General features: G+C 40.0%; 20 protein-coding genes and 5 tRNA genes. 10 read left to right on the forward strand and 15 right to left on the reverse strand.

What is annotated here, in order from left to right; all coding sequences use genetic code 11:
* Positions 1 to 45: 45 nt before the first annotated feature.
* From GQR39_RS18400 to GQR39_RS18460, 13 genes are all read right to left on the reverse strand, one after another.
* On the reverse strand, positions 46 to 744 hold the full coding sequence (locus GQR39_RS18400; RefSeq protein WP_010553676.1) for an electron transport complex subunit E: 699 nt from the start codon (positions 742 to 744) through the stop codon (positions 46 to 48).
* Entirely contained in the window at positions 741 to 1,382 is a 642-nt protein-coding gene (gene rsxG, locus GQR39_RS18405; protein WP_002962266.1) for an electron transport complex subunit RsxG, read from the reverse strand. Before rsxG ends, GQR39_RS18400 begins: the two co-directional genes overlap by 4 nt.
* Positions 1,379 to 2,437 carry an electron transport complex subunit RsxD gene (gene rsxD, locus GQR39_RS18410; protein ID WP_002962268.1) on the reverse strand — a complete coding sequence of 353 codons (1,059 nt, stop codon included), beginning with the start codon at positions 2,435 to 2,437 and terminating at the stop codon, positions 1,379 to 1,381. Before rsxD ends, rsxG begins: the two co-directional genes overlap by 4 nt.
* Complete coding sequence (rsxC, locus tag GQR39_RS18415) at positions 2,434 to 5,004, reverse strand: electron transport complex subunit RsxC (protein WP_165736315.1); 2,571 nt, start codon at positions 5,002 to 5,004, stop codon at positions 2,434 to 2,436. Before rsxC ends, rsxD begins: the two co-directional genes overlap by 4 nt.
* A gap of 8 nt (positions 5,005 to 5,012) precedes the next feature.
* Complete coding sequence (gene rsxB, locus GQR39_RS18420) at positions 5,013 to 5,567, reverse strand: electron transport complex subunit RsxB (RefSeq protein ID WP_007585357.1); 555 nt, start codon at positions 5,565 to 5,567, stop codon at positions 5,013 to 5,015.
* Between the two features lies 1 nt (position 5,568).
* The gene (gene rsxA, locus GQR39_RS18425) at positions 5,569 to 6,150 is read right to left on the reverse strand and encodes an electron transport complex subunit RsxA (RefSeq protein ID WP_008172491.1); all 582 of its coding nucleotides are present in this window, start codon (positions 6,148 to 6,150) and stop codon (positions 5,569 to 5,571) included.
* A gap of 81 nt (positions 6,151 to 6,231) precedes the next feature.
* A complete protein-coding gene (locus tag GQR39_RS18430) occupies positions 6,232 to 7,050 on the reverse strand; it encodes a transporter substrate-binding domain-containing protein (protein WP_165736316.1) in 819 nt (272 codons plus the stop codon).
* Positions 7,051 to 7,065: 15 nt separating this feature from the next.
* A complete protein-coding gene (locus GQR39_RS18435; RefSeq protein ID WP_007585367.1) occupies positions 7,066 to 9,009 on the reverse strand; it encodes a GGDEF domain-containing protein in 1,944 nt (647 codons plus the stop codon).
* 148 nt (positions 9,010 to 9,157) lie between these two features.
* Positions 9,158 to 9,234: transfer RNA gene (locus GQR39_RS18440), tRNA-Asn, on the reverse strand.
* Between the two features lie 29 nt (positions 9,235 to 9,263).
* Positions 9,264 to 9,340: transfer RNA gene (locus GQR39_RS18445), tRNA-Asn, on the reverse strand.
* Between the two features lie 21 nt (positions 9,341 to 9,361).
* Positions 9,362 to 9,438 (reverse strand) — tRNA-Asn (locus tag GQR39_RS18450).
* A 29-nt stretch (positions 9,439 to 9,467) separates the two neighbouring features.
* A tRNA-Asn gene (locus tag GQR39_RS18455) sits at positions 9,468 to 9,544 on the reverse strand.
* 21 nt (positions 9,545 to 9,565) lie between these two features.
* A tRNA-Asn gene (locus tag GQR39_RS18460) sits at positions 9,566 to 9,642 on the reverse strand.
* A gap of 1,052 nt (positions 9,643 to 10,694) precedes the next feature.
* Between GQR39_RS18460 and GQR39_RS18465 the strand changes: the two genes are divergently transcribed.
* The 5 genes from GQR39_RS18465 (at position 10,695) to GQR39_RS18485 (ending at position 16,811) form a co-directional block, all read left to right on the forward strand.
* Positions 10,695 to 12,074: an MATE family efflux transporter gene (locus GQR39_RS18465; protein WP_024591018.1), complete on the forward strand. Its 1,380-nt coding sequence runs from the start codon at positions 10,695 to 10,697 to the stop codon at positions 12,072 to 12,074.
* Positions 12,071 to 14,065 carry an excinuclease ABC subunit UvrB gene (gene uvrB, locus GQR39_RS18470; protein ID WP_007583893.1) on the forward strand — a complete coding sequence of 665 codons (1,995 nt, stop codon included), beginning with the start codon at positions 12,071 to 12,073 and terminating at the stop codon, positions 14,063 to 14,065. The genes GQR39_RS18465 and uvrB overlap by 4 nt, the downstream gene beginning before the upstream one ends.
* Before the next feature lie 2 nt (positions 14,066 to 14,067).
* Positions 14,068 to 15,006 (forward strand): class I SAM-dependent methyltransferase, encoded by a 939-nt coding sequence (locus tag GQR39_RS18475; protein ID WP_165736317.1) that lies wholly within the window; start codon positions 14,068 to 14,070, stop codon positions 15,004 to 15,006.
* The gene (locus GQR39_RS18480; protein ID WP_165736318.1) at positions 15,007 to 15,687 is read left to right on the forward strand and encodes a tRNA (adenine(22)-N(1))-methyltransferase TrmK; all 681 of its coding nucleotides are present in this window, start codon (positions 15,007 to 15,009) and stop codon (positions 15,685 to 15,687) included. It abuts the gene before it with no gap.
* Positions 15,688 to 15,788: 101 nt separating this feature from the next.
* Positions 15,789 to 16,811, forward strand: coding sequence for a hypothetical protein (locus GQR39_RS18485; protein WP_165736319.1), 1,023 nt, complete (start codon positions 15,789 to 15,791; stop codon positions 16,809 to 16,811).
* A gap of 4 nt (positions 16,812 to 16,815) precedes the next feature.
* Here GQR39_RS18485 and GQR39_RS18490 read toward each other — a convergent pair whose 3' ends face one another.
* Positions 16,816 to 17,058, reverse strand: coding sequence for a hypothetical protein (locus GQR39_RS18490; protein ID WP_007583900.1), 243 nt, complete (start codon positions 17,056 to 17,058; stop codon positions 16,816 to 16,818).
* A gap of 208 nt (positions 17,059 to 17,266) precedes the next feature.
* Between GQR39_RS18490 and GQR39_RS18495 the strand changes: the two genes are divergently transcribed.
* Positions 17,267 to 17,716 carry an isoprenylcysteine carboxylmethyltransferase family protein gene (locus GQR39_RS18495; protein WP_165736320.1) on the forward strand — a complete coding sequence of 150 codons (450 nt, stop codon included), beginning with the start codon at positions 17,267 to 17,269 and terminating at the stop codon, positions 17,714 to 17,716.
* Between the two features lie 90 nt (positions 17,717 to 17,806).
* Here GQR39_RS18495 and queC read toward each other — a convergent pair whose 3' ends face one another.
* Entirely contained in the window at positions 17,807 to 18,463 is a 657-nt protein-coding gene (gene queC / locus GQR39_RS18500; protein WP_007583902.1) for a 7-cyano-7-deazaguanine synthase QueC, read from the reverse strand.
* Between the two features lie 145 nt (positions 18,464 to 18,608).
* Between queC and queE the strand changes: the two genes are divergently transcribed.
* The 4 genes from queE (at position 18,609) to GQR39_RS18520 (ending at position 21,441) form a co-directional block, all read left to right on the forward strand.
* Positions 18,609 to 19,274 (forward strand): 7-carboxy-7-deazaguanine synthase QueE, encoded by a 666-nt coding sequence (gene queE, locus GQR39_RS18505; RefSeq protein WP_002960417.1) that lies wholly within the window; start codon positions 18,609 to 18,611, stop codon positions 19,272 to 19,274.
* A gap of 226 nt (positions 19,275 to 19,500) precedes the next feature.
* Positions 19,501 to 20,244: a class I SAM-dependent methyltransferase gene (locus GQR39_RS18510; protein WP_165736321.1), complete on the forward strand. Its 744-nt coding sequence runs from the start codon at positions 19,501 to 19,503 to the stop codon at positions 20,242 to 20,244.
* A 388-nt stretch (positions 20,245 to 20,632) separates the two neighbouring features.
* Complete coding sequence (locus GQR39_RS18515) at positions 20,633 to 21,082, forward strand: hypothetical protein (RefSeq protein WP_165736322.1); 450 nt, start codon at positions 20,633 to 20,635, stop codon at positions 21,080 to 21,082.
* Positions 21,083 to 21,132: 50 nt separating this feature from the next.
* Positions 21,133 to 21,441: a hypothetical protein gene (locus GQR39_RS18520; protein WP_165736323.1), complete on the forward strand. Its 309-nt coding sequence runs from the start codon at positions 21,133 to 21,135 to the stop codon at positions 21,439 to 21,441.
* The last annotated feature ends 6 nt before the right edge of the window (positions 21,442 to 21,447 follow it).

A 21,447-nucleotide genomic window follows, 5' to 3' on the forward strand; every position in this document is an offset into this window, starting at 1 on the left:
CTTAAAACGTATTAGTGCTAATTGTTGCTCTAATACGTTTTCCCCTTAAGTTAAGCTAGTAACACGTGCTCGAGGGCCTTTTTCAGCCTCTGGCGGTGCAATTTGCTTTGATTTTATTTGTGCGTCAATTACGTTTTTAGCAGCAATAAGTAGTCCAAGACCTAAAAAGGCACCCGGTGGTAAAATTGCGAGTAAAAATTGGTTATCAAAATTAAATACTTCTATGCGCAAGCTCTGTGCCCATGGGCCAAGTAATAAGTCGGCACCGTCAAACAGCGTACCTTGGCCGATTAGTTCGCGCATAGTACCTAATACTAACAGTACAGCCATAAAGCCTAAACCCATCATTAAGCCGTCAAATGCTGATAAATGAACAGGGTTTTTAGAGGCGTAAGCTTCGGCGCGGCCAATAATGGCGCAGTTAGTTACAATCAACGGGATAAAAATCCCTAATGATTGATATAAACCAAAGGTATAAGCGTTCATAAGTAATTGAACTATTGTTACAAAGCCCGCGATGATCATTACAAATACAGGTATACGAATATCTTTTGGCACCCAGTTACGCACAATTGATACGGTAACATTGGAGCCTATTAGTACGAGTAAAGTTGCTAAGCCTAAACCTAAGGCATTTGTTACAGTTGAGGTAACGGCAAGCAGTGGACATAAACCTAAAAGCTGTACAAGGGCAGGGTTATTTACCCACACACCTTCTTTGTATAATGTTTTTAACTCACTCATTTAGCTACCTCCATACATTCGGCATTAGGTGCTGCAAAAATATCATCAAAATTAGTTTGTGCGAACAATACGGCATTTTTAACAGAGCCCACAACAGCACGTGGCGTTATGGTCGCGCCTGTAAATTGATCAAACTGGCCGCCATCTTTTTTTACAGCCCAGCGAGCGTCTTCTTCGCCTTCAACCGTTAAGCTTTTAAATGTTGTGATCCAAAGTGACTTTTTAACTTCTACTTTGTCGCCTAAACCAGGGGTTTCTTCGTGTTTAGTCGTACGCACGCCAGCAATAGTGCCATCGCTCAATACAGCTGTTAATAAGTTAATATCGCCACTGTAGCCGTTTGGCGTAACATGCCTAATAACAACAGCGACTGGTTTATTGTTTTTACGAGCACGGTAAATTACTTGGTTTGCGTGTGGGCCTAGCTTTTCGTCAGTAATAATTACGCAATCTTGTGATAATTGATTGTCGTACGATTTTGGGTCGAGCACTTCTTGTAGCTGCGCAGTAAGTTGCAGTTGTTCTTGCTCTGCAATTTTATCGGCAGTAAGTGCGTTGATAGAGGCAACTAAGCCCGTTGTTGCTAACGCAAACGCAGTTAAAATAGCACCATTTTTAGCCATTGACGAAATGATCATTTTACTGCTCCATGGCCATAAGTACGTGGCTGTGTGTAGTAGTCTATTAGCGGCACTGCAATATTAATCAATAATACGCTAAATGCGATGGCATCAGGAAAACCACCAAAGGTACGAATTAAATAAATTAGTAAGCCAATTAGCGCGCCATAAATTAAGCGCCCTTTGTTAGTTGTTGCTGCAGATACCGGATCGGTTGCTATAAAAAAGGCCCCCATCATAGTGGCACCACTTAATAAGTGAAATAGGGTGCCCGGCTCTGTACCTGGTGATGCGATATAACCAATAGCACTACATACAGCTAAACTTGCGATAAAACTTACAGGAATATGCCAGTTAATTATTTTTGCTTTTAATAAGTATAAACCACCCACTAAAAAGCCTAAGTTAACCCACACCCAACCAAGGCCAGCCCATTCGTTAAATAATGGTTTTTGCATGCTTTCGGTAACGGTTAAACCGTGTGCTATGTCTGTTTTAACAGTATCCAGCGGTGTTGCCATTGTTAGGCCATCAACCCCTGCACGTACTTGATCTAGGCTAAACCCAGAGGCCGTAAAATCGGTGAATATTAGCCTTAGCTGATCAGCAAAGCCTATTGGCGTATTTATTAAATCGGTAACAGGCAACCATGCGGTCATTTGTACCGGAAACGAAACTAAAAGCAGTACGTAAGCCGCCATTGCTGGATTGAATAAGTTAAACCCAAGGCCGCCATAAAGCTGTTTAACTATAACAATAGAAAATAAACAGCCAATAACGATTATCCACCAAGGCGCAAGTGGTGGAATACTCAGTGCCAATAACACGGCAGTAAGCCACGCACTGCCATCACTTAATGCAGGCCAAACAGGGCGCTTTCGTATTAGCATTATTGCAGCTTCAAATACGCTTACAGCAACAAGCGCTAGTACCAGTTGAATAAGTACACCTGTTCCAAAAAAGAAAACTTGAGCAATTAGCCCAGGAATACACGCAGCAATAACGCTAAGCATTAATCGCGTTAACGATTTATGGCTGTGATTATGCGGCGAACTGGCCATGGTTAATTTCATGACTGATTATTTCCTTCTTTTTGTAACTTTTTAGCTTTTGCTCTCGCAATTGCAGCAGCCACGGCGGCTTTTTTCTTATCGTCGGCTGATTTAGGTTTATCTGCGTTAATAAGAACTGATGAGTCATCGGTGTTACTTTCTGCACTCTTAGGTGCTGCGCTATCAACTTGTAGCTCTTGGGGCTGAGTTTGTTCGGTATCTTCTAGTGCTTTAGCCGCTTTTTTAGCTTTAGCACGAGCTATGGCCGCAGCTACCGCTGCCTTTTTATCATCAACGGGTGCCGCGCTTTGTGGCTCTTCACTCACGGTTTGCTCGGCTTCTTCTAATGCTTTAGCTGCTTTTTTAGCTTTTGCACGCGCAATAGCTGCCGCTACTGCTGCTTTTTTGTCATCAACAGGCGAATCGCTTTGTGGTTCTTCACTCACGGTTTGCTCGGTTTCTTCTAATGCTTTAGCTGCTTTTTTAGCTTTAGCGCGGGCAATAGCCGCCGCTACCGCTGCCTTTTTGTCATCAACAGGGGCATCAGTTTGTGGCTCTTCACTCACTGCTTGTTCAGTATCCTCAAGTGCTTTAGCCGCTTTTTTAGCTTTAGCACGCGCAACAGCCGCCGCTACTGCTGACTTTTTATCATCAACAGGCGGCTCTTCACTTACTGTTTGTTCAGCGTTATCTAATGCTTGTGCTGCCTTTTTGGCTTTAGCACGAGCAATGGCCGCCGCTACCGCTGCTTTTTTATCATCAACAGGGGCATCAGTTTGTGGCTCTTCACTTACTGTTTGTTCAGCGTTATCTAATGCTTGTGCTGCTTTTTTAGCTTTAGCGCGAGCAATGGCTGCAGCGACTGCTGATTTTTTATCATCAACGGGTGCAGTCTCGGCCGATTCATCTGTTTGAGATTTTTGCTCTTTATATTTACGCGCTTGTTCTTTACGTAGTGCGCGCTCTTTTGCTACTTCGCTGTTGTCAGGTTCTAATTCAGCAGATTGATCGCCTAGCTTTTTAGCTTTAGCGCGTGCAATAGCGGCTGCAACAGCTGATTTTTCATCGCCGTTATCTGATTTATTTTTAACGCGGGCTAGTGCCTCTGCTACTTTTTGCTTTTCGTCAGCAGATTTAGCGGCAGGTTTACGTTTATGGCGGTTTTGACGTTCTTCTTGCTCACGATCTAAACGCTCTTTTCGTGCATCAAAACGCTCTTTTGCTCTGTCGGCTTTAATTTTGTCAGCTTGTTGTTCTTTAATTTCAACTTTGGCTATACGGTAGTACTGCACAAGAGGGATTTCACTTGGACACACATATGCACAAGCACCACATTCAATACAGTCAAATAAATTGTGTTCTTGTAGTTTGTCGTACTCTTTTGATTTAGCAAACCACTGTAATTGCTGTGGCAATAAAGAGGCAGGGCAGGCATCAGCACAGGCGCTACAACGTATACAGGCTTTTTCAGGGCCGGGCTCCGCTAGCTCTTTATGATCAGGCGCTAAAATACAGTTAGTTGTTTTAACTATGCCAATACGCACTGTGGGTAGCGTAAAGCCCATCATTGGGCCGCCCATCACAACACTTTGCTGCGGTACAGGCGAGAAACCTTGGCAATCAAGTAAATGCTTTATTTCAGTGCCAAGTAGTGCCCATACATTCCCAGGCTTATGAATAGTGTTACCTGTTACCGTAACTATACGTTCAATGAGTGGTTTACCTTCATAAACGGCTTGTTGTACGGCAAACAAAGTCCCGGTGTTATGCACTAAAATACCAATATCGGCAGGAATACCAATGCTAGGAACTTCACGGTTAGTAAGTAATTTAATTAATTGCTTTTCACCGCCAGATGGGTAAATAGTTGGCACCGTTTGAATAATAATTTTTGAGTTATGCTCAGCTGCTTGCTTCATTGCTGCAATAGCTTCAGGCTTGTTATCTTCTATACCCACAATGCACAGTGTTGGGTTTAAAAGCTGCTGCATTATTTCAATGCCTTGGATAACTTCTTTAGCGTGTTCGCGCATTAAAACGTCATCGGCAGTAATATAAGGTTCGCACTCAACAGCATTTACAATCAAAAATTCGATAGGTTGCTTGGTATCTGCTTTTACATAAGTAGGAAAACCAGCACCACCCATACCGCTAATACCGGCTTGGTGAATAATATTTATCAGCTCATCATGACTAAGCTCAGCAGGATTTTTATTTTTATTTAGAGCTACCCATTCGTCTTTGCCGTCTGGTTCAATAATAACACTTAGTTCAGGTAGGGCCGATGGATGTGCTGATGGCATAGGTGCAATATCAGTAACCACACCAGAGCTTGGCGCATGCACAGGTACCGACCAGTTAGCAGCAGGCGCTGTAAGTGGTTGGCCTTTTAAGACGTGTTGGCCTTTTTCTACAAGTAACTTACCGTTTGCGCCTATGTGTTGCTTAAGCGCAACAATGAGTTTGTCGGGCAAAGGTAGGCGAGTGATACTCGCACTATTAGAGAGTGATTTTTGTTGTGGTGGGTGTATGCCGCCAGGAAATGCCCACACGGTGCCTTTTTTTATTTGTTCAAGTAACTTGTCCACTCAAACCTCTAATCTATTTGTGTAACAGGAATAGCATCTAGCTGCCATTTCCAGTTTTGTTTAGTTTCGGCTACAGGTAGCATATCAATGCAATCTACAGGGCAAGGCTCAACACATAAATCACAGCCAGTACATTCATCAATTAATACAGTGTGCATTTGACGAGTTGCGCCCAAAATGGCGTCAACCGGGCAGGCTTGAATACATTTGGTACAGCCAATACATTCGTCTTCGCGAATATAAGCCACTGTTTTTATAGGTTCTGCTTGCTCGCCACCGGCAAGTGGTTTTTCATCAACACCCATTAAGCCGGCAAGCTTTTTCATGGTTGATTCGCCGCCCGGTGGGCATTTATTTATTTCATCGCCATTGGCTATGGCTTCGGCGTAAGGGCGACAACCCGGGTAGCCACATTGTCCGCATTGAGTTTGCGGCAAAATAGTATCAATTTGCTCAACAATAGGGTTACCTTCAACGCGAAAGCGAATTGCTGCAAACCCTAAAATAAGTCCAAAAATGAGTGCTAGCGAACCAATCGCTATCAAGGCATAAAACAAGGTCATATTAAAACTTCACTAATCCAGTAAAACCCATAAACGCCATCGACATTAAGCCTGCAGTGATCATTGCAATAGAGGCGCCTTTAAAAGGCGTAGGAACGTCAGCAGCTGCTAAACGTTCTCGTAGTGCTGCAAACAATACAAGCACTAAAGAAAAACCAACCGCAGCACCAAAACCATACACCGCAGATTGTAAAAACGAATGATCTTCTTTGATATTTAGTAAAGCCACACCTAATACCGCACAGTTAGTGGTGATCAGCGGTAAAAATATGCCTAATAAACGATATAGAGTAGGGCTTGTTTTACGCACAACCATTTCGGTAAATTGCACTACAACGGCAATCACTAAAATAAAGCTCATGGTGCGTAAAAAGGCGATATCCAGAGGGATTAAAATATATTGATTAACTAAATAGCTAGTTACAGAGGCAAGGGTAAGCACAAACGTGGTTGCCAAAGACATACCAATCGCCGTATCAAGCTTACCTGATACGCCCATAAACGGACATAAGCCTAAAAATTGTACTAATACAAAGTTATTAACCAGAACGGTTCCAATCAATAACAAGACATATTCTGTCATGTGTGCCTCACGCTATAATAAACGTGGGTATTATCCTTTTTTCTTTATCGATTAACAACACATGAGAAGCAAATAAACGACTCAATCAGTAATGATATTAAAGCGACTTAAGATTTCAGGTGTAATTAGAATAGGATCGATATTATATGGCTTTAAAATATCTTTAAATTGATCGTGTTCTTGGTATAAATCTAATAGTACTTTATTAAATAGGGCAATTTGTTCAGGAGATAATTGAATTTTATTAAAACCAATAAAATAGGGGGATTCGCTTTGTAAAAAGGCCAAATTAACATGATGTAAGTTAAATTGTTTTAGTCTAGCGCGTGCTTGTAAAGTATTGGCAAAGTACCCATCTATACGATTGTTTTCTATCATTTTTACACCCGTGCCATTGGCATCGGTGAGTAAAACAATATCAAATTCCCTCAATCCGTCTTTAATCATTTGTTGCTGTATTTTGATTAGTTGAAAAGATGCATTTGAAGGGCCAAAAACAGCAATTTGCATTTTTTGTAGATCATTGAGGCTTTTGATGGTTTTTTTTGCACCCTCAGGTTGAAAAAATCCATATTGCATTTTCATAAGCGGGATCGAAAAATAAAGCCATTCGTTGCGGTCAAGATTCCAGCCCATAGGAAAGTTTCCTTGAGCTTGCAGGTTTTTTAACATGAGCTTAGAGCGACGATTTGGTACGCTGATAAACTCACATTTATAATTGAGGCGTTTACACGCTAAGGTAAGTATATCAACAAAGGGGCCAGCGGCATTATCGTGTTCATCAACAAATGAAAATGGAGGATAGTTGTGAGTGCTAAAAACTAATTCTTTTTGCGGGCCGTTTGCGTACAAACTCAAAGGCATAATAAAAAGTATAATAAAGGTAATTACTCTTTTCATGATGCCTCCAATAGACTATATGTCTTTAGGTTTTTCTATGTAATAACCTTGAACGCCATCTAAACACAACGTTTCTATAATGTGCTTTTCTTCTTGGCTCTCAACGCCCTCAGCAAATACGCTAACACCAATGCGGTGGGCTAAATCGACCATTAAGCGCATAAAGTACTGATTGTTTTTATCGTCTTCGAGGCCGCGAGTATAACTTGCGTCCATTTTAATAAAGTCAGGTTTTAAATCTCGGAAAAACTTAAATGAAGTTAAGCCAACACCAAAACGTTCAACTGTAACGCGTGCGCCAACACGGTGAACCATGTCGATAAAGCGCTTACTAGCCTTGATGTTTTGCTGTAAACCAAACTCACTTACTTCAAATACAAGTTTAGATGCAATATGCGTATCTTTCAATAATCGGCGCTCTAGCCAAATTACAAACTGATCGTTGTGTGCACTAGAGGCTGTTACATTTAAACCAAAAAACTTTTCAGATAAATTACGGCTTTTAACCTTTTCAAGAGAAGAGTCTATTATCAGGCGATCAATTTCTATTGCCATATCAAGCTTTTCGGCCATCGCTAAAAAAGAAGCGGTAGGCAGTACTTGATTGTCTTCTGTTTTAAATCGAACTTGTACTTCAGCGTAGGCTTTTATGCTTTTACCAAGCGGCATAATGTTTTGCATCACCAAATGCACACGTTTAGATTCAATAACTTCTTTAATAACCTTACGCCAGTTTTGATTACCAAAACCCGCACTTACGTTATTAACTAAATCGGTTTCGCGTTGTACGTGCCATGCGTTTACTTGTTTTGATTGCGCCATGCTCATTGCGTTATCAACAACAGAAAGCAATTCGCCTAACGGCTTACCTTTTTCGTATCCTACAATACCTGTATTAGCTACCGAGCTTAACTCTTGGTTTTGTTGGTACTGCGTGAAGCGCGATTGCAGGTTTTCACCAAAGCGCTCAGCTTCTTTTAAAGGAATGTGGGGGAGTACTACCGCAAAATCAGAGCTGTTTAATCTAAATACTTGGCTGCCAGTGTAAGTGCCGCTTATGTGCTTAATAATATCGGCAACGCCTTTAACGTACTCGTCACCTTTTTGATAACCACGGCTTTGGTTTATAGCTTGTAGTTCGCTACAACGAACCATAGCTAAAGAACCAAATGTACTTTGCTCAGTATTTTCAATATTTTTTTCGTAGTACTCAACAAACATATTACGATTACCAAGCGAGGTAATTACATCTTTGTACGCTTCATGCTTAATAGTCATAGCAGCGCTTTGTATGTCTTCGTTTTTGTTTTTTAAAAAATGTGATAGCCGATTAAAGCTAGGTACTAAATCTTTTCCCATTTTTTTCAATCGAGTGCCATCTAGTGCTGTTTCTAAATCATTATCAACTTGGTTTTGATTGATATAAATATCGATAATGTCAGCAACTGTTGTACTTATGTTTTTATTTAAATGGTAAAAAATAGATTTCATTAGAATTATTGGAATAATAACTAAAATGGCAGAAATCAAAATAACAATAAAAAGGGACGTTTGTAGCTGCGACGCTAAATGCTCAATGTTAAGTACAAATTCAACTTTTATATCTGAGGCGTCATTTACAGCAAATTGAGGGCGCACTGAGTTAAAGTTAGAGAGTACAAAATCAGCAAACATTGGTAATTGAGTAGGGGGGTTAATGCTAAATATTTCAGCCCCTTGGTAATCTCTTAGGGTGAAGCTTGAAAACGTTTTACCATCTGCAATTGATTGTTTTAAATTTTGAGCAGAAATATCGTCTAAAGAAAGGTCATTAATATACTTAGTAACAGTAGTTTGCGCACTTTTTTGTGCATCACTTACCGCAGTATCAAAGCTTATAGATATGAAGTAGCTTCCTGCTGCAACACACAATAACCAAGAGATAATTTGTATAAAAATAAGTTTTTTAAATCCAGCCATGTTTTCAGTCTTTTAATAATTCAAAAGGGAAGGAATCAAGTCCTTGATTAATAAACTAAGTACAGCGCATTAAGGAATAAACTAATGCTTTAGTTATATAAGGAAGAGTAGTGGAATTAGCTTGAGATGTCTATGAAATTCTTAGAATTGGCTCCCCCTCCCCGACTCGAACGGGGGACCTGCGGATTAACAGTCCGTCGCTCTAACCAACTGAGCTAAGGGGGAACTAAAGTAGTGATATTATTATGATGATTTGGCTCCCCCTCCCCGACTCGAACGGGGGACCTGCGGATTAACAGTCCGTCGCTCTAACCAACTGAGCTAAGGGGGAACTACATCATAAACATAAACTTGGCTCCCCCTCCCCGACTCGAACGGGGGACCTGCGGATTAACAGTCCGTCGCTCTAACCAACTGAGCTAAGGGGGAATTAAAGTAGTGATATTATTATGATGATTTGGCTCCCCCTCCCCGACTCGAACGGGGGACCTGCGGATTAACAGTCCGTCGCTCTAACCAACTGAGCTAAGGGGGAACTACATCATAAACATAAACTTGGCTCCCCCTCCCCGACTCGAACGGGGGACCTGCGGATTAACAGTCCGTCGCTCTAACCAACTGAGCTAAGGGGGAATTGTCTTGCCTTTCAACGGGGCGAAATATTAATGACCGCGCCGCAAAGTGTCAACATATAAAAGTCATAAATTGAAAAAAGAGGTTTATTCGTTGTTTTTGTGTTCGATCTGCGTGTTTTATAGCTCTATTAAAGTTACTTTTTTAAAAATTTAAGAATAACAATGTGACTTTTATTATTGCTGAGTCTTCAAATTGGTTAAATTAAACACGGTATTAAAGTGGCTTGTTATTAAAAAACAACTCAAAAACATAAAAACTCATTTTTTACTTAGCGATATTTTTCGTATTTAATTCGTTTTTTGTTTTAATTTTCTAAAAATATACCTATACGTATATTCGCAGAAATATTTTTTGATCTAAATTGTGATCTAATCACTATGTATAAAATGAGTATTTGTTTTATCCGTTCAAAAATAGAGCAATCAATAACTTAACTTTGTATTAAACGTTTTTTTATACCTAACGTACAACTATGTTAAGAAGAAAAATTGGTGAGCTACAGTTTTTAGCGTGAGTTTATAAAAATGCCACAATTAACAAATGGTCAATTGGTTGGATATCACCGAAAATGGAGGCTCTCTCAAAGCCTTTATAAATGCGGGTTTGAATGAGTTATCCACGGTTTCTGTGGATAACTCTGTTTATGAAACTTTAAGAACATCATCGGCACCAATGGTTTAGGGTGCTACAACGATTTCAAGCTTTTAAATCACTATTTTTAATTCAATATAAAACAATGGGTTATGATTTGATGCTGAATGTATGCAACTCGATGAGGGAATTTTTTCGTAACGATAAACCAAGCAGTACCTTTGTGTAAAAAAGCATCATATATCACTGGGTGTTTGTAATAAAAGTTATAAAAATGTGTTTTAATTGGTTTTTGGTGTGTTTAGGCTCTATTTTAACAAAAAGATGCAAAAACTAAGCTTTACTATTTTTTCGAATCTTTACTTCTTTAATTACTTCAATTGTAGTGATAAATCCGTGGCTTGAACTGCCTTGATGCTTTAAAATGATTCGTTCAGTAAAAGAGGCCTATTTATTTCATGCGCGCAATTTCAAAATCCCAGACTCGCCCAGATTTACTAAACGATCCCATCTTGCCCACATTAAAGACGATGACCATCCCGATGATATTCGGCATGATCACGCTAATGATGTTCAATATTGTCGATACATTCTTTATAAGCTTACTAGGCACTGAGCCGCTTGCAGCGGTGAGCTTTACATTTCCGGTTACCTTTACCGTTATTAGCTTAGCAATAGGGCTGGGGATCGGTACATCGGCGGTAATAGCAAAAGCGCTCGGGAGTAATAAAATAGATGAAGCGCGTTTTGACGCCAGTATTTCTTTAATGGTAGGTGTGGTTCTGGTTATTGTGTTGTCATCTGTTGGGTATTTACTGATTGACCCCATATTTACTTTGCTAGGAGCGGGCGCACAAGTATTGCCGTTAATACACGAATACATGAATATATGGTTTATTGGTAGTGTATTTTTAATAACCCCAATGATTGGTAACTCGGTACTGCGCGCCAGTGGCGATACAAAAACGCCAAGTATAGTAATGGGTGGAGCAGGGCTCATAAACGCCGTACTCGACCCTATATTGATATTTGGTTTTGGGCCAGTACCAGCGTTAGGTATTCAAGGCGCGGCCATAGCAAGCGTTATTGCATGGTCGGTTGCTGTGGTTATTATTTTATATATATTAGCGGTTAAAAAGCGCTTGTTGAGCCTAAAAGCAGGCAAGCAAACAGTGACGGGCGCTATTCGTAAAATATTAAAAATTGGTTTGCCTGCTGCCGGCGCAAACATGCTTACACCGGTTGCAATGGCCGTAATGACCGCTATGGTTGCGCACCACGGGCCAGAAGCCGTAGCCGCATTTGGAGTGGGAAGCCGAATAGAATCTATTGCAAGTATATTAGTGCTTGCGCTATCGATGACATTACCGCCATTTGTTAGCCAAAACTTTGGCGCTGGCAAATTATGCCGCGTTAAAGAAGCGTATACCGGCACACTAAAATTTGTGATGGTATGGCAATTTGCCATTTACGTATTACTCATTGCATTTTCAGGTGTTATAAGCCAATTATTTGGTAAAGAACAAGCCGTAATAGATGTAATTAAACTCTTTATTTATACCATCCCGCTAAGCTATGGCTTACAAGGGGTGATCATATTATCAAACTCATCGTTTAATGCTTTACACAAACCAATGTACGCATTGGTATTAAGTGTCATTCGGTTATTCATATTTTATGTACCATTTGCTTATGTAGGCAACGAAATAGCCGGATTATTAGGGCTATTTATTGGCGCTGCTTTAGGTAACTTATTTACAGCAATAGTGGCATACAAATGGTTTATGAAAAAACTAGAAGCGCTGAGCGGCGAATCGTTACAGGAGTGCAATAATTGAGCGACCATTTTCAGTTAAAATCACATTTTAAACCAGCAGGCGATCAGCCCACAGCGATTAAGCAGCTATGCGAAGGATTAGAAGCAGGCCTTGCACACCAAACTTTATTAGGTGCCACCGGTACAGGTAAAACCTTTACCATGGCTAATATTATTAACGATTTAAACCGTCCAACAATAATAATGGCGCACAATAAAACGCTTGCCGCGCAGCTATATGGGGAAATGAAAGAGTTTTTCCCTAAAAATGCGGTTGAGTATTTTGTATCGTATTACGATTACTACCAGCCAGAAGCCTATGTTGTATCTAGCGACACATTTATTGAAAAAGATGCCTCGATAAACGAGCATATAGAACAAATGCGTTTAAGTGCGACCAAAGCACTGCTTGAACGCCGCGACACCATTATTGTGGCGTCGGTATCGGCTATTTATGGTTTGGGCGACCCTAAATCATACATGAAAATGATGCTACTTTTAAAAGTGGGCGAAAAAGTAGACCAACGCGACATGCTACGTCGCCTAGCTGAGATACAATACACCCGCAACGATATAGATTTTAGCCGTGGTACATATCGTGTTCGTGGTGAAGTGGTCGACATATTTCCTGCAGAATCTAGCACCTTCGCAATTCGCGTAGAAATGTTTGATGACGAAATAGAGCGCTTGAGTATTTTTGACCCGCTTACTGGCGCCGTCGAAAAACATATAATACGTACCACTATCTATCCAAAAACACACTATGTTACCCCGCGTGAAAAAATACTCGGTGCTATCGATAAAATACAAGAAGAACTAAAAGATCGAAGAGCCCAGTTACTCAGTGCTAATAAATTAGTAGAAGAGCAACGCGTAACACAGCGTACGCAATACGATATAGAAATGATGCGAGAGCTAGGTTATTGCTCTGGTATAGAAAACTACAGCCGCTATTTATCGGGCCGTACGCCGGGCGATCCGCCACCCACATTGCTTGATTATCTCCCAGACGACGCATTGATGATTATTGATGAATCGCACGTAACCGTATCGCAAATTGGCGCAATGTATAAAGGCGACAGAAGCCGAAAAGAAAACCTGGTTGAGTATGGCTTCAGAATGCCCTCAGCAATGGACAACAGGCCGCTGCGCTTTGAAGAATTTGAAGCTATTTCACCACAAACAATTTATGTATCGGCAACGCCAGGCGACTTTGAGTTAGACCGTTGTGTGGGCGCAATCGCAGAGCAAGTAATTCGCCCAACTGGGCTGCTCGATCCACTTATTGAAGTGCGCCCGGTAGGCGATCAGGTTGATGATTTACTTTCAGAAATTTATAAAAGTGTAGAGAAGGGCGAACGCGTACTTGTAACCACTTTGACCAAACGTATGTCTGAGGATTTAACCGATTACTTAAGTGAGCACGACGTAAAAGTGCGTTACTTACATTCAGACATAGACACGGTTGAACGGGTTGAGATTATTCGTGATTTACGTGCAGGTGTGTTTGATGTGTTAGTGGGCATTAACTTACTTCGAGAAGGCCTGGATATGCCAGAAGTGGCGCTAGTAGCCATACTTGATGCCGATAAAGAAGGCTTTTTACGCTCAGCGCGTTCAATCATTCAAACCATTGGTCGTGCTGCACGTCACTTAGATGGCCGCGCTATTTTGTACGGTGATAAAATTACAAAATCGATGGCTAAGGCCATGGACGAAACAGCGCGCAGACGCGAAATTCAGCATGCTTATAATATAGAACACGGTATTGAACCGCATTCACTAGCCAAAAAGATTCTTGATGCGATGGATGTAGGCGAAGAAGCCGGCCCTAAAGATAACCTTAGACTTGTTCGTAAAGACTCTAAAAAGGTACTTAGTGCGAAAGAAATTACAGTGCAAATTAAGCAGCTTGAAACCAAAATGCATGCATACGCAAGCGACCTAGAATTTGAAAAAGCGGGCTCTGTTCGCGATGAAATACATGAACTACAACAACAGTTGATTAATTAAAAATGACAGCAAACTTTACTCCTCTTATTACTGCGCTTGAAGATGCGCCAATTTTAAAAAATGAACTGTGCCGTGTTTTTCATGGCCGTGGCCATAGTGTTGAGGCGTTAAGTCATATTAATTTAGACTTTTATCCGCCAAGTTTGTTTTTGGTTTCGTACGACGAAATTGACGAGCAAACACTAAGCGAGCTTACCGATGTTGTGTGGCAGTGGGCACAAAAAAACCAGCCAGAGCTTATTACGTCACTTGTGTATCAGCAACGCGCTGGCGTACAAAGCCAAAACACCGTGGTTTATGGGCAATTACCTAACCCGCATGTTGTAACCGAAAACGGCATTCGTTTTTTGGTTGATTTACAGAGCCGTCAAAATACCGGAATATTTCCCGATATGCGCAGCGGCCGTGAGTTTGTAATGGCTAATAGTAAGCATGGCAAAGTGCTTAATTTATTTTCGTACACGTGTGGGTTTTCGCTTGCCGCAATGCAAGGCGGGGCAGATCATGTGATGAATATGGATATGAGCAAAGGTGTACTTAAAGTCGGCAAGCAAAACCATCAATTAAATGGTTTTGAGCGTGGCGTAAGTTTTTTACCTCACGATATTTTAAAGTCGTTTGGAAAACTAAAAAAAGCAGCCCCGTTTGACTTAATAATAGTTGATCCGCCAAGCTTTCAAAAAGGCAGCTTTATATTAACTAAAGACTATCAAAAAGTGCTGCGCAGGTTGCCAGAGCTACTTTGCGATACCACACAATTGTTATTGTGCGCTAATAGCCCAGAGCTTAGCGAAGAGGCGTTTAAAGCGTTAATAAACGAGCACACCCAAGGCGCAATTGAATTTGTTGAGCGCCTAGCCCCTACCGAGCGTTTTATTGAAGTAGACAGCGACAGAAGCTTAAAAGCACTTATCTACAAAACGTCACAATCTGCAGATTAAATGAAGCTCAGCAAACGCCTAACTGCCATTGATACATTAATCTCGCAGCATCACGGTATTATTTGGGATTGCTGCTGCGACCATGGTTATTTAGGCATGGCGCTATTAAAACGCGCAGCTGCAAACCAGGTTATTTTTGTAGATATAGTCGCCACTTTAATGAACGACCTAGAAACGCAATTATCATCTATTAATAAATTACAAAAAACCTGTAATAAAAATCCGCAGTGGCAGGTCTTATGTCAGGATGTAGGCAAAATTGAAATTGCTCAAAGTAAAAGCCAAGTAGTTGTAATAGCAGGTGTTGGCGGTGAGCTGTTGTTAAGTTTAATACAACAAATTATTGCTAATAATGCAGTGGAGCATTTAAATAATGTTCGGTTTATTTTATGCCCAGTGCATCACACTTATAAGTTGCGAGTCGGTTTAAAACAATTAGGTTTAGGGCTTGTAAGTGAGCAAATAGTTTACGACAACAAACGTTTTTATGAAGTGATTGAAGTGAGCTTTAGTAGCAATAATGAGATTAGTCACACCGGTAATAAAATGTGGGACTTTGCTAGTGTAGAACACGCTATGTACCAGCGCCAACTCATAAATCATTATAATAAAATACTCAATAAAGATAAGCCATACTATCAAAAAGTTATAACAGACTATCAAGAACTCACCGATAGTTAAAAAAGCCCGAAAGTAGGGCGTACATGTGATCTAATTACGACATTGACGACGTAATGTGTTCATAGTTTATATCGCACAACGCGAGTTTATTTGGTTTATTTATGTCAGATAACAAGAGTCACATTAATCATTTGCTTAGCAATGAGCAAAAATGGCAACACAGTTACGAGCAACCTATTTCTTATGCACCCCTTGTGCAATTGGCTAATAGTAGTTGGGTAGTGCCACAACATTTTTTACGTTACAAGCACACGCTTGAAAGCGTAAACGAAGTGCTTGAGAGTATAGAATTTTCGGCTCACTTTAGGGTGCTTGCTGCACAAAAAGGTGAAGAAATTTACCTGCAAGTAGCAGTGCTGAGCCCAGATAACTATCAAAAAAGTGCATCTGCAAATGAAGGCAAAGCCAAAAAGCTATTATTTGGCAGACGCTGGATAGTAGAGGAAAACTTACCTACTTCAGAACTTATCCAAACTGCATTTTTAGCGTTAAAAGTAGCGCGTGAACATGAAGTAAGAGAGCTTTTTCAGTTAATGCAAAGCGGCGCAACAAGTACGCCATTTAATAACCATCACGACTTACCGGTAATGGCGCAAAACCCTGAGCTTGTTAAAAGTGAAAGTGCTGAAAGCCGTGTTGATGAAGTGCTTAAACGTATTGTATTTGCAGGAAAAAGTATTGAGCTTAAGAGCCAGCAGCAAATAGCCGAGCAACATTTATATACTGTTGAGCTGTTGTGTGAAGATTGCCAACTTAGCGAGTTTAATAAAAAAACAATCGCGTTTTTAACCGCAGATCCATCCGCTAATAGCTTTTTACACGCTTTAGTTGCAGCATTAGTAGCCACAAGCAATGATTACGTAAACGAGCAATTTAAGTACAAAGGTTTTGCCCGCTTTAGTAAGCACGTTGTGGTTGAGCAAATAGGTAACTTAAGTATCGCTATGCGCTCGCCAAGTACTGTAGGGCTTTGCTCTATGGGTAAGCAACATGCTAACCAGTTAAATTTTGAGATAGACAGCGGGCGAGCACCACAGGGCTGCGGGCAAGCTATTGGTGGGTTTTTAGCTGCTCACGGCATTGAGCAGCCAGAAAATGCACATTTATATCCAAATTACTTATAACAATTTAAAGCTTATTAATTTCATCTTTAACGCTAAAGCTTGAATCGGTAACAATAGCCTCAAGTGTTTGTACACGCTCTTTTAATGCAAGCACTTGTGCATTTGTTTCAGCTAATTGTTTATGGGCATCGCTGTTGTTGTTTTGCATTTTATGCTTAAACTCAAGATGCTTTTTATACATATCGTAAACCACTCCTGAGCCAACCGAAATTAGCACAATAAGTACAATCATCGTAGTTCCAGACATAATCTCATTCCTTATCATTTTATTATTCGTTTATGGTTAAAGTATAACCTTTAAGCGCTTTTGATAAAGCTGACAATTGTAACTTAATTTGTATACTTTACTTAAGCTCAGGTTTGAGCGTGTTCATCATTTATACACTTCAGATATTGTTTAATGGCTGCATAGCCACCATATAATAAACATACTTTAGCCAATACAGTGAGTTGCCATGTTAAATAATAAAATACCTCCCGTTATTGTTGTGCTGTTTTTTGCAGGCATAATGGCGCTTATTGCGCATTACAGTGTTATTGATTTCACCGCATTTATTACCTACTTAGCAGCAAGTTTGGTCATTATAGGGTGTGTTTTTTGTATTGCAGGGGTGGTGAGTTTTAAAATAGCAAACACCACTGTAAACCCTAATAAACCTGAGCAAGCGTCAACACTTATTACTAGCGGTATTTATCGGATTTCGCGTAACCCAATGTACGTAGGTTTTGCATTTATTTTAGCAGGGTGGGGTATTTGGTTAAGTTCCTTGTGGGCACTTTTATGTATTATAGGGTTTATTGCGTATTTAACGTTTTTTCAAATAATACCCGAGGAGCGTGCGCTCACTAAATTATTTGGCGAAGAATTTACCGCCTATAAAGCGCGCGTAAAACGCTGGTTGTAATTTATATCCATTAGTTAAAATTAAACAAAAAAGGCTATCGATGATAGCCTTTTTTTGTTTACAGCAATTGTATTGCTAATTAATTGGTGCTTATTCGTATTCTAACGGGTCTGTAATGTTATTTAGTGCAAATGCTTCAAGGCGTTCTTGGCACGCGCCACATTTACCACAGGCCTTTTCACGGCCGTTATAACAAGTCCACGTTTGGCTGTAATCTAATCCCATTTCAATACCGTCGGTTAAAATACCAATTTTAGTATTGTTTAAGTATGGGCTAAAAATTTCTACAGCGTCGTAATTTGCAATACGACATACATCATCCATTTTTTGCACAAATTCAGGACGGCAGTCAGGGTAAATAGCATGATCCCCAGAGTGAGCGCCGTAATAAACTTGGCCAGCTTTAAGTGATACCGCGTAACCAACAGCAAGCGAGAGCAAAATCATATTACGATTAGGTACAATCGTACTTTTCATGCTTTCTTCTTCGTAATGGCCTTCAGGCACATCAATGTCATCAGTAAGTGATGAGCCACCAATAAGTTGGTTAATCGCCGAAATATCAACAATTTTGTGTGGAACGTTTAATTTTTCACACACACTTGCCGCCACTTTAAGCTCTTTTACATGACGCTGACCATAGTCAAATGATAGGGCATATACATCATGGCCTTGTTGCAGGGCTTTATTTAATACGGTAAATGAGTCCATACCGCCGGAATAAATAACAACTACTTTTTGCGTCATATCTGTTTTGCTCTTAGTTTTAATAGAGGTTTATATCAGGGCGCGATATACTACACGGCCGCAGCTTAAATAACAATTTTTGCACAGCGCTTTTTGGTTTTTTAATAGTAGCAATTTGGCTGCTAGGTAGTAAGTGAGATCTCTTTTGTACAAAATTAATGAAGTGTTTGAAACCATTCAAGGTGAAGCTAGCTTTACTGGCACACCCTCAATATTTTTACGCCTGCAAGGCTGCCCAGTAGGCTGCTCTTGGTGCGACACTAAGCAAACGTGGGATGTTGATAATGTATATAAAGTATCGCTGGACGAAACCGTAGAAAAAAAAGCCGACTCAGATCATTGGGCTAACGCCAGTGCAGAGCAAATTTTAGCGTTGTTTCAATCACGTGGCTATACCGCAAAGCATGTAGTTATTACTGGCGGCGAGCCATGCATGTTTGACTTAAATCCAGTATGTAACTTATTACACGAACACGGTTTTAGTACACAAATAGAAACCAGCGGCACGTTTGAAATACTCGCCCCAGAGCAAACATGGGTAACGGTATCGCCAAAAATTAATATGCGCGGTGGTTATGAAGTACTTACCAGCACCATGAAGCGTGCAAACGAGATAAAACACCCCGTTGCCATGCAAAAGCATGTAGAAGAGTTAGAAGAATTATTTGCCAAAACAGGTGTTAACCCTAAGCTTGTTTATTTGCAGCCAATTAGCCAAAAAGTATCAGCAACAAAATTAGCAATCGACACCTGTATTGCCAAAAACTGGCGCCTATCAATACAAGTACATAAGTATTTAGGAATTAGTTAAAGCCAGCTTAAAGTTATATTACGTATGTTGGGTAGAGCGAAGCTAAACCCAACAAATCTCTACTTCCGCACCATTTTCTAATAACCTTTCATAATATTTAAATACGTAGGTCGGATAAGCGAAGCGCCACCCGACAACCCTAAAACTCATATCTTCTTCGCTAATAGCCATAACTAGTTTACTATGCGCGACTTAAAAATATTCTACTACTTACCACTAGGCTTATATGTCCGCAAATGCGCTTTACACCGACCTTTCTGATTACTACGACTTAATGTGTGCAGATATTAATTATCAAGCCCAAAGCAATTCTATTCACAGGCTGCACCAAATTTTTGGTAATGGCGCAAACACCCATCTCGATTTAGCGTGTGGCACCGGCCCGCATGTGCGCCACTTTATTGATAACGGTTATAAAAGTAGTGGGCTTGATTTAAACCAGCCAATGCTCGATAAAGCAAAAGTTCGTTGTCCAGAAGCGCAATTTTCGTTGCAAAACATGAGTGAGTTTAAAGTAACCGAGCCCTTGGATTTAATTACCTGCTTTTTGTATTCAATCCATTACTGCGACGGTATTAATAAGTTAAAAGAATGCCTTGCCAGCGTACACAGCGCATTAAACGTAGGTGGAATATTTTGCTTTAACACGGTTGATAAAAACAAAATCGACAGCGATTCATTTGTAGAGCACACAGCAACAAGCGAAAATAGCTTCTTCACATTTCGCTCTGGTTGGCACTACAGTGGCAGTGGTAGCAAACAGTTATTAAAACTCAGCATAGAAAAAACCACTGCAGATAAAACACTCGTATGGCACGACGAGCACCCAATGGTTGCTTTTAGTTATACCGAGCTTAAAGAAGCCTTAAAGCCGTACTTCGAAATCCACATATTTGAACATGACTACGACAAAATAACCCCATGGGCACAGCGCTCAGGCAACGCCATTTTTGTCTGCGTAAAAATTTAAGTTAAACACGTAAGTCGGATAAGCGAAGCGCCATCCGACACAGTAATTCATTTAAGCTTCGGCGCGTATAAACAGCTAATTTATATTATGTTTAAAAGCTACAATTGAAAATAAAATCAAGCAGTTAAACTTAGAACCATAATTAAACAAGACAGACGCCTTGATTGAAAAAACAAAGCTATTCTATCTATTTATCTCGGTATTTTGTATTGTAGGATGTTTAAAAATATCAAAAGTAAGCGTTAATTAATCATTATGTATGAAGTAAAGATTTGGTCCTTTGCCTTTAGATATTAAGCCATTATTGATTGACAGCTCATACGTTATCAGTGTCCAGAAATCTTAAATTATTTAGTTGGAATAGAAAAGCAAAGGATATGAACAACAAATGACAGATACAAAAAGCCCTTGGGGAATGCCTTTATGTGATCTTTATGAAGTTATGGGAGATGGTTCGGGTAAAGGTTGGGCTGATAAGAAGGTTGCACAGGTTAAAGTCGATAGATTGAAATGGATCTTTTTAAACTTTATTTGTTTATTATTCATAGTATCTTTGTTCTATTGCAATCCTCTAAATGAAGATTGGCATACATGGTTTTCTAGGTTTGGAGCACTAATTTTAATATCGTCAGTTTTAGTAGAATATTATTTTCTAAACAAATTTAAAGATGTGATTAATTTTAGCGAACACTCAACACCAGTTTATTGTGTTATTTATGTCCAAAGAAAGTTCAAGAGTACGGTAAGCTACTCCAAACAATATACGCTGTTTATGACAGTTATAGGGACTGTCATTTGGGGTTATGGTGATTTAATCTATATTCACCTAAAAAATTAATATTGGAATGATGACTTTCAAAGGTGAAGAAATTGACAAGGAGGGAAATCATGAAAGTAAAATTCAGCAAAGAAGATATTCTAGCGTTGATTAACGATGTAGATAAAAAAGAAAAATTGAAATTAGCTTTAGACAGCATAGATCGTCATCAACGCTACTGTAGGTTTCATTATGAAGAATTTAACAAAGCTTTTGAATCTTATGGTTTGGCTATGTCTGATGAATTACCTAGCGAAACAGAAATGAAAAATCCAGAATACTATCGCTGTGTGTTTGAATCCCATGCATTTGCGTTCTTCCGTGCTCTACATTCCCTCATAGAATCGGTGCCCTACATTGTCAATATCCCTGTCTCTTGATCACAA

Source organism: Pseudoalteromonas sp. C8 (assembly GCF_011378685.1).
Classification (GTDB): Bacteria; Pseudomonadota; Gammaproteobacteria; order Enterobacterales; family Alteromonadaceae; genus Pseudoalteromonas; species Pseudoalteromonas arctica.

What these genes read in the sequence shown, in the direction of transcription:
- GQR39_RS18400 (WP_010553676.1), bottom strand. Translation starts at nt 744, where the DNA reads ATGAGTGAGTTAAAAACATTATACAAAGAAGGTGTGTGGGTAAATAAC.
- rsxG (WP_002962266.1), bottom strand. Translation starts at nt 1,382, where the DNA reads ATGATCATTTCGTCAATGGCTAAAAATGGTGCTATTTTAACTGCGTTT.
- rsxD (WP_002962268.1), bottom strand. Translation starts at nt 2,437, where the DNA reads ATGAAATTAACCATGGCCAGTTCGCCGCATAATCACAGCCATAAATCG.
- rsxB (WP_007585357.1), bottom strand. Translation starts at nt 5,567, where the DNA reads ATGACCTTGTTTTATGCCTTGATAGCGATTGGTTCGCTAGCACTCATT.
- rsxA (WP_008172491.1), bottom strand. Translation starts at nt 6,150, where the DNA reads ATGACAGAATATGTCTTGTTATTGATTGGAACCGTTCTGGTTAATAAC.
- GQR39_RS18430 (WP_165736316.1), bottom strand. Translation starts at nt 7,050, where the DNA reads ATGAAAAGAGTAATTACCTTTATTATACTTTTTATTATGCCTTTGAGT.
- GQR39_RS18435 (WP_007585367.1), bottom strand. Translation starts at nt 9,009, where the DNA reads ATGGCTGGATTTAAAAAACTTATTTTTATACAAATTATCTCTTGGTTA.
- GQR39_RS18465 (WP_024591018.1), top strand. Translation starts at nt 10,695, where the DNA reads ATGCGCGCAATTTCAAAATCCCAGACTCGCCCAGATTTACTAAACGAT.
- GQR39_RS18475 (WP_165736317.1), top strand. Translation starts at nt 14,068, where the DNA reads ATGACAGCAAACTTTACTCCTCTTATTACTGCGCTTGAAGATGCGCCA.
- GQR39_RS18480 (WP_165736318.1), top strand. Translation starts at nt 15,007, where the DNA reads ATGAAGCTCAGCAAACGCCTAACTGCCATTGATACATTAATCTCGCAG.
- GQR39_RS18485 (WP_165736319.1), top strand. Translation starts at nt 15,789, where the DNA reads ATGTCAGATAACAAGAGTCACATTAATCATTTGCTTAGCAATGAGCAA.
- GQR39_RS18490 (WP_007583900.1), bottom strand. Translation starts at nt 17,058, where the DNA reads ATGTCTGGAACTACGATGATTGTACTTATTGTGCTAATTTCGGTTGGC.
- GQR39_RS18495 (WP_165736320.1), top strand. Translation starts at nt 17,267, where the DNA reads ATGTTAAATAATAAAATACCTCCCGTTATTGTTGTGCTGTTTTTTGCA.
- queC (WP_007583902.1), bottom strand. Translation starts at nt 18,463, where the DNA reads ATGACGCAAAAAGTAGTTGTTATTTATTCCGGCGGTATGGACTCATTT.
- GQR39_RS18510 (WP_165736321.1), top strand. Translation starts at nt 19,501, where the DNA reads ATGTCCGCAAATGCGCTTTACACCGACCTTTCTGATTACTACGACTTA.
- GQR39_RS18515 (WP_165736322.1), top strand. Translation starts at nt 20,633, where the DNA reads ATGACAGATACAAAAAGCCCTTGGGGAATGCCTTTATGTGATCTTTAT.
- GQR39_RS18520 (WP_165736323.1), top strand. Translation starts at nt 21,133, where the DNA reads ATGAAAGTAAAATTCAGCAAAGAAGATATTCTAGCGTTGATTAACGAT.